The following is a 2946-nucleotide window of genomic DNA, read 5'->3' on the forward strand; positions in this document are numbered from 1 at the left end:
CAGCCCACGGCAGGTCGGCGACATCGTCCGCGCCGCTCTCCACCTCACCCATTTCGAATACCGATACCTACCGGATTCTTGTTGAGATCACGTCACTAGAGAGGGTGCCTGGTGGTCCGCGGTTACCGAGGAAATGGTGGAAATGGGCTAGGGCTGGCTAAGAGGGTGTTTGAGAAGCGTATGAGGTGATGCTCCGACGGTTGGCGCGACTGCTCTGGCGGCGAGCGGGTTGCCTTCCCGCGGGCGGCTTCTAACCTGATCCGCCGATACACTCGATCATGCCGTTTGATCAGCAGCCCGTGCTCCGTGGAGACCTCGTTGGCGTCAGGCCCATGCGCTCGGCGGACTTTGATGAGCTCTATCAGGTTGCTCGGGATCCTCTCATCTGGGATCAGCATCCGGTCAAGGATCGGTGCCGGTACGAGGTCTTCACGCGGTTCTTCGCGGAGTCCCTGGCGTCTGGCGGCGCTCTGGCGGTCACGTCGGCTGCGGGCGACATCATCGGGTCGTCCCGATTCCACGGTTACGATCAGCGACGCAGCGAAGTCGAGATCGGGTGGACGTTCCTCGCCAGGTCGTACTGGGGCGGCCAGGCAAACGGCCAGCTCAAGACCCTCATGGTGGGACACGCGTTCCGCTTCGTCGAGCGGGTCGTGTTTCTCGTCGGCCCAAACAATCGGCGTTCCCAACGAGCACTTGAGAAAGTCGGCGCGGTTCGCGTAGGAAGCCGGCCTGACGCGGCAGGCCAGGACAGCGCCCTGTTCGAGATGCGGCGCCCAGCGGGCTCTACGACGTCCGGGTGAGTCTTGGGGACGCGCTGGTCAAGGTCGAGGTGGATCATCAGGCCCATGTGAAGGTGCGGCGGGCTTGTCGACGTGCGGGGTGGCCGCGGCTGATGCGGCGTGTCATGCCGGCGATGGCGGCCCAGCGGATGAGGGCTTCGGATACGGCGGGGTGGCGTTCGTAGTCGCGGGCCAGCCGGCGGCAGGCGGTGAGCCATGCGAGGGTGCGTTCCACTACCCACCGGCGGGGGTGGACGGCGAAGCCACGCTGGTCGGCGGGTTTGCGGACGATCTCCTGCGTGGTGCGCAGCGTGTCGCGGGTCCAGTCGACGAGTCGTCCGGTGAAGCCCTGGTCGGCGAAGACGTGCCGGATCGGCGCGGCCATGTAGGCATTGAGCAGTGCAGGCTTGGCGCCGTCGCGGTCCTGCCAGCTCGCAGCAAGCACTGTCACGGTGACCAGCAGGCCCAGGGTGTCGGTAATGATGAACCGCTTCCGACCGTTGACCTTCCTGCCGGCGTCGTAGCCGCGGCTGCCCCGGCCGACGGTGTCGGCACCCTTTACGCTCTGGGAGTCGATTATCCCCGCGACGGTTCCGGCTGGCGGCCCTGCTGCACCCGCGCCTTGACCCGCAGCGTCGCCAGGAGTTTCTCCGTCACACCGGCTTCTTCCCACCGGGTGAAGTACCAGTACACCGTCTGCCACGGCGGCAGGTCGGCGGGCAGGTACCGCCACGGACACCCGGACCGCACGACGTACAAGATCGCGTTGACGATTTCCCGCCGCGGGTGCTTCTCCCGCCGGCCGTCCGTGTTCGGCTCCGGCAACAGCGCCTCGATCAGCGCCCACTGGGCATCGGTCAGATCGGAGGGGTAGCCACGACGCGCAGACACCGCGCCACCCTGCCCGTCCCGCCGACGGAAGTCATGCCGCCACGCCGTCCACAACAGACCTTCTCAAACACGCTCTAACTGGGCGTTTTGATCACTCGTAATATGTATTGCTGCTTTCGTGGGCCTGGTCGGCGAGGCGGCTGCACGGTCGAATGGTCACTACTGAGGCCAGGTTCACCTGATTGATGCCGATGCGGGATGCCCTGCTTTGATCCGCAGATCGTGTCTGGTTCTGAAAGTTCGGGAATCGCCGGACCCAACGGCGATCCACCGCCTGGTCCACAGTAGACATGCCGTATGGCCGAGCGACCCGCCTACCCCTGCGACCTGTCCGACGCCCGCTGGGCGCTGATCGCACCACGGCTGACCGCCTGGCGCCAGGCCCGCACCGACGCCGGGATCGGCGGACGTACCGCCACCCACGACCTGCGGGAGATCTTCAACGCCATCCTCTACGTCAACCGCACCGGCATCGCCTGGCGCTACCTGCCCCACGACTTCCCGCCCTGGCAGACCGTCTACGGCTACTTCACCGCCTGGACCAGCGACGGCCTCTTCGCCCAGCTCAACTACGACCTCACCGGGCTGGCACGCGCCAAGGCCGGACGCGCCACCCAGCCGTCGGCCGCCGTGATCGACACGCAGAGCGTGAAGACCTCCACCAACGCACCACTGGCCCAGCCAGGGCATCGACGCCGGCAAGAAGATCGTCGGACGCAAACGCGGCATCGTCACCGACACTCTCGGCCTGCTGCTCGCGGTCATCGTCACCGCCGCCAGCGCCAGCGACAACACCATCGGCATCAACCTCCTCGACCAGGCCAAAGCCACCCACCCCGCCCTGACCAAGACCTGGGTCGACGCCGGCTTCAAGAACAGGGTGATCGAACACGGCGCCACCCTCGGCATCGATGTCGAGGTCGTCGCCAAAGACCCGCACATCAAAGGGTTCTCGGTGGTCAAACGCCGATGGGTCATCGAACGCACTCCCGGCTGGATCATGCTGCACCGGCGCCTGGCCCGTGACTACGAAGCCCTACCCGACAACTCCGCCAGCATGATCCGCATCGCCATGATCGACAACCTCACCAAACGCGTCACTAACGAAACCACCCCAACCTGGCGAGACGACTGAAGGCAGCATCACTCGCAAAATACGTGAATCAGACGCCCTCTAATACTCCAGCCGGGGATCGTGATCATGGCTCGATGAGGGCTTGTCGGGTGTAGTGGCTGGCCTTGGCGCGGGCTTGGTGGCGGCGTCGACGGATGG

At 65.6% G+C, this 2946-nt stretch carries 2 protein-coding genes and 1 pseudogene; 2 read left to right on the forward strand and 1 reads right to left on the reverse strand.

The annotated features are described in order from the left end of the window. The first annotated feature begins 278 nt into the window (after positions 1 to 278). A complete protein-coding gene (locus ACWD5O_RS37025) occupies positions 279 to 803 on the forward strand; it encodes a GNAT family N-acetyltransferase (protein WP_354967998.1) in 525 nt (174 codons plus the stop codon). A 37-nt stretch (positions 804 to 840) separates the two neighbouring features. Here the strand turns inward: ACWD5O_RS37025 and ACWD5O_RS37030 are convergent. Continuing rightward, a protein-coding gene (locus tag ACWD5O_RS37030; protein WP_450088159.1) for an IS5 family transposase occupies positions 841 to 1673 on the reverse strand; the annotation gives its coding sequence in 2 pieces (ribosomal slippage) (positions 841 to 1370 and positions 1370 to 1673; 834 coding nt in all). A 297-nt stretch (positions 1674 to 1970) separates the two neighbouring features. Between ACWD5O_RS37030 and ACWD5O_RS37035 the strand changes: the two are divergent. Beyond that, positions 1971 to 2808 (forward strand): annotated as a pseudogene (locus tag ACWD5O_RS37035) (IS5 family transposase). Positions 2809 to 2946: the final 138 nt, after the last annotated feature.

The organism is Micromonospora sp. NPDC005161 (genome assembly GCF_053599855.1).